Origin of the sequence: Tannerella forsythia (assembly GCF_003860135.1) — a bacterium.
Lineage (GTDB): Bacteria > Bacteroidota > Bacteroidia > Bacteroidales > Tannerellaceae > Tannerella > Tannerella forsythia_A.
The window spans coordinates 1-4,248 of sequence record NZ_RQYN01000095.1; the positions used below are offsets into that span (position 1 = coordinate 1).

A 4,248-nucleotide genomic window follows, 5' to 3' on the forward strand; every position below is an offset into this window, starting at 1 on the left:
TCCATGAATGCAATTATACAACTTTTTTCCGGATCCTGATTTATGGGTTACCCACACGATTCAACACAGACCCATAATTCTCAAAGCTGGGACTCACATTCCTTGCGATTTGATTGTAATTGATGATTTAGTAACAAGCCAAGACGGTCAAAAAGCGATTGAATTACCAATTTGTTTGGGTAACATAAATAAATTGCTTTACAATATTCAGATTGTAAGTAGTGATCAACAAGGATTCAAACGAAACACCCCTGTAAAATTAGAATTGGAAATTACAACGGACAAACTTTTGCATGCAAGAGCATATGCCGTTGGACAAGAAGTGATGGTTGAGTCAATTAATCCATTTGCGAACAAAGACCTTAGCACAGAACAAAGAATAATCTTAAAAGCAGAGCGACAAGCAAATCTTGAAGCCGAACAAAATGGCGGAAAACCTACAAAACAAGGATTGGAAACACTTTACAAGGCTTACAAAAAAGTTGGGAACTATTTGAGGGCAGCAGAAACATTGGAACTTTTAAGTAAATTGTATCCAGGTGCTTATAGCTTTAATAATATCGGTGTATTATATTCAAATGCAGGTTATCGTGACAAAGCTTTAGAATATTACGAAAAAGCCTACAAGTCAAATAAAAACGCAACAACGGCATTTAATTATGCCTACCAATTAAAAGATAAAGACCAATCGAAATTCAAAGAAATTTTAGAAGAATCATTACACCTTGATCCTGATAAGCCTCATAGTTTATATGAATTAGGGCGATTACTCAAAAAGGAAAATAATTCCGAAGGCAAAAAAATGATTGAAAAAGCATTTGAAAAGTGGAAACTAAAATTTGAAACTAATCAAATGAGCGAGAGTGATTATAGTTGGCTGTCCTCAGCAGCAGATGAATTAGGAATGAGAGATTTTGCTCGACAAGTAAGAGATTCAGAACCTCAACTCAGGGGGGGGAAGTTGTATAATTCAGAAAACCTGACTGTTACTTCAAGGAAAGAAAGTTTAATAAAAAAATAAGAAACAATGTCTTGGATGATAAGAGAAGATCAACTTGACCCCGATCAAAGGGATTTTATCAATGTTGAGTCAAAAAAAACAGGAAATATTTGGGTAAAAGGGTTTGCTGGAAGCGGTAAATCGGTTTTGCTTATTCATTCGCTTAAAAACATAATTCAGAAAGAACCTAATGCCAAGGTTGTAGTTGTGGTTTACACTCATTCTCTGATTGATATGTTTAAAGCAGGAATGCAAGAATTGAATTTGCCAAGTTCAATTCCTGTAATGACATACTACGAGTTTGTTGATAAAAATCATCAAAACTTTGATTATATTTTTTGCGATGAAGTTCAAGATCTTCCTGCAAAAGTTCTCTATGCAATGACTAGTAGAGCAAAAAAAGTAATTGTCGCAGGTGATTCAAACCAATCTATTTACGATACTGATCCACGATGGCGGGAACCTGTTGTTAATCCAAACCAAGTTGGAGACATTATTAATGCAAAGGCATTTACCTTGAATATGATACATAGATTAACACGAAGTATCATCAACGCCGTTCAGAAAATTTTGCCGTCAATGAATATTTGGGGAGCAAAAAGAGATTTGACCAAAGCTGACGTAAATATACGCTTATGCGAAGCGTCAAGCGAGGAAGAAGAAGTTAAATACATTTATCAAGAAGCTTTAAAAGGCACTAATGTTGGCGATACTTCCGTAATTCTTTTTCCTACAACCAATTCTATTGCTAAGTTTGCCAATCTTGTATTATCTACAAATGGAAAACCACAATGGGACGAAAAAAAAAATCAATGGGAAAAGCCTGATTACGGAGATTTGAACAGACATTTTAGAAGCAGCAGAATAAAATTGCAATTTGTTGGTAGTGGTTACGGAGCATTGAAAGATGCAGAACTCAATAAAGAAGCGATTTTAATGACTTATCATAGTTCAAAAGGTCTTGATTTTGATAATGTGTTTTTACCATTTCTTAATACGCATTTTTATTTATACCCCAGTAAGGCAGAAACATTATTCATGGTTGCGATGACAAGAAGTCGAAAAAATTTATATCTCACTTATTTTGGTTATACTCATGATTTAGTTGATAAATTTAAGAGTGAATGCACCGAAATTTCCATATCAGACGTTCTAACCCCAAGAATAATAGCTCACTCAACGAATAATTTTGACTTTTAATGATGAAGCAATTTTTAAGCATAGTATTACGAAATCAGTTCAACTTGTTTTATAGGTTTGGATATACATTTATTCCAAAATCTCAACTTGTAGAATTTAACGACAGCATCAATGATGAAACCAAAGAGAATATAATTAAACAATTCAAAACGGTTACACCGTTTGAGTATGACGAAGAATATTTAATTCTTCATTTAGAAAAAGCACCAAACAATGAAAGTGAGTTTGTTCAATTTGAAATCAATGATATTGTTGGAGTCTATCCACTTTCGCAACAAGCCAAAATATCTATTGAATCAAAAATTGACCAAAGAATACGACTTGAAAAACCAATTTTTGAAACCATACTAACCACAATAGAAACGGAAATTGAAAACAAAGAAGTTGAAAAGGCAATTTCGGCACTTTGGACAATTTGCAAAATAGATAGTCCATTAGAAAAATATATTACCAACATCGGAGTTAAAAATATATTTAATGGCTTAAAGTATAGAAAACACGGAAGAAAAGCTAATAAGATTCAAAATGGTAATTATTGGGAATACTTAATTGCTTATGAGCGTTTTGATTATTTCCCGAAATCTACACTTGGATATTTCTATGATGCAGGACAAGTTTTTGCATTTAGCAAAGGACGTTCGACTTTTGAAGGGAGCGAAATACATAACTTTTTAGAGAAACTCAATTCAGGAAATCCATCAGTTAAATTGCCTGATATTATCAAGCACTTGGAAACAGAAGAACAACCGAAAAGTTATGTTTCTAAAACTACAACAAGCGATATAAAACAATATATCGTTGCGCCACTTTATTTAATGCTTCGTGACGAAATTCGCAAATCAGACGATATTTCTCAAACGAAACTATTTAAGAATTTAGAATATCTGAAAAAATTTGAAAACAGTTTCAATTATGTTGTTATTCTTTTAGGTGCTTTTTTTGGTTTTCGTAAATTTTATGATCAGTATTATGAAAGATTAAACTTGCAGTTTTATAAAAATTTTAAACCTCCGAAAAAAGAAGAAGATAAAGAACTGCAAGAAAAAATTGAGACTGTTTCAGAAATTGACGAAACAGTTCAAGCAGTTGTTGAAGAAGTGAGTCAATCAGAGAAAGAACAAACCGAACCAAATACTGAAGAAAAAGTAATGAAACCAATGGCTGTTCAAGAACAAAATATTAAAAACAAAATAGAAACAGAAGAAATACAGCCTGAAACAAATTCTGAAGCGCAAATTAATAATTTAAATACTCAACAAAAAGGCAATAAAGAACTCATTTCAGACGAATCGAGATGTCAAGAACTGATAGAGCAAGCTCTTGAAAAAGAGCAAGAAATAAAACTTGCTGCTATTGTTACAATGATAAAAGAATCTACAGGAAAAAAAGTTCAGATTAAAACAGTAGAAAATCTTGCAAAACAAATGAGCGGGATTGAAATAATTAAAATTGGAAAAGCAAGAGGTATAAGAAGATCTGGAAAATTATTTAAACAAAAATAGCCATCTCTTCTGGTGGCACATTTGCAATTTCGAATAGTCCAAGACTAACACTCACAATGTAAATGAATGATTATGCCAACGTACGCTAAACAGACACCAAATGACAAATAGGCATAATTAAATGAAAGAAAGTTGGCAGTATATGGGAGTTGTATAGCTCAAAGATCGTCATCTTGTCCGTTAATACCCCTTCATTGCCTTAAAACGAGATGACTCTTTACGTCTTGTTCGGTTGAAATCGGGGGGATGAGCAGCGGTTAGTCGTTCGGAAATTGGGGAATTCAAAATTATCGTGTAGCTTTGTCCTGTGATGTAAGAGACAGGATATCGCTATTTTAAACGTGACGTCAGTTGGCTGTCGTTTAATTACCGAGTGCTACTCGAGGCCGCAGACGAAACGCTTCCGATCTATGAACGCATTCGTTTCCTATCCATCTATGCGTCGAATTTAGAGGAGTTTTACGAAATCCAGGTGGCCGAACATCGCGGTACGATTATGAAGGGGATTTTTACGGCCGAGGACGTAGGACTGGCGGAAGAAACGCT

General features: G+C 33.9%; 4 protein-coding genes. All 4 read left to right on the plus strand.

Annotated elements, in window-relative coordinates; genetic code table 11:
* Positions 1-109: 109 nt before the first annotated feature.
* Complete coding sequence (locus EII41_RS13280; protein ID WP_124790970.1) at positions 110-1,021, plus strand: tetratricopeptide repeat protein; 912 nt, start codon at positions 110-112, stop codon at positions 1,019-1,021.
* 6 nt (positions 1,022-1,027) lie between these two features.
* Complete coding sequence (locus tag EII41_RS13285; RefSeq protein ID WP_124790971.1) at positions 1,028-2,200, plus strand: 3'-5' exonuclease; 1,173 nt, start codon at positions 1,028-1,030, stop codon at positions 2,198-2,200.
* On the plus strand, positions 2,200-3,702 hold the full coding sequence (locus tag EII41_RS13290; protein ID WP_124790972.1) for a hypothetical protein: 1,503 nt from the start codon (positions 2,200-2,202) through the stop codon (positions 3,700-3,702). The genes EII41_RS13285 and EII41_RS13290 overlap by 1 nt, the downstream gene beginning before the upstream one ends.
* A gap of 355 nt (positions 3,703-4,057) precedes the next feature.
* On the plus strand, positions 4,058-4,248 hold a 191-nt coding region (locus EII41_RS13295), incomplete at its 3' end, for a hypothetical protein (protein ID WP_148091756.1).

Coding starts and splice junctions, on each gene's coding strand:
- EII41_RS13290 (WP_124790972.1), top strand. CDS start 2,200: ATGATGAAGCAATTTTTAAGCATAGTATTACGAAATCAGTTCAACTTG.
- EII41_RS13285 (WP_124790971.1), top strand. CDS start 1,028: ATGTCTTGGATGATAAGAGAAGATCAACTTGACCCCGATCAAAGGGAT.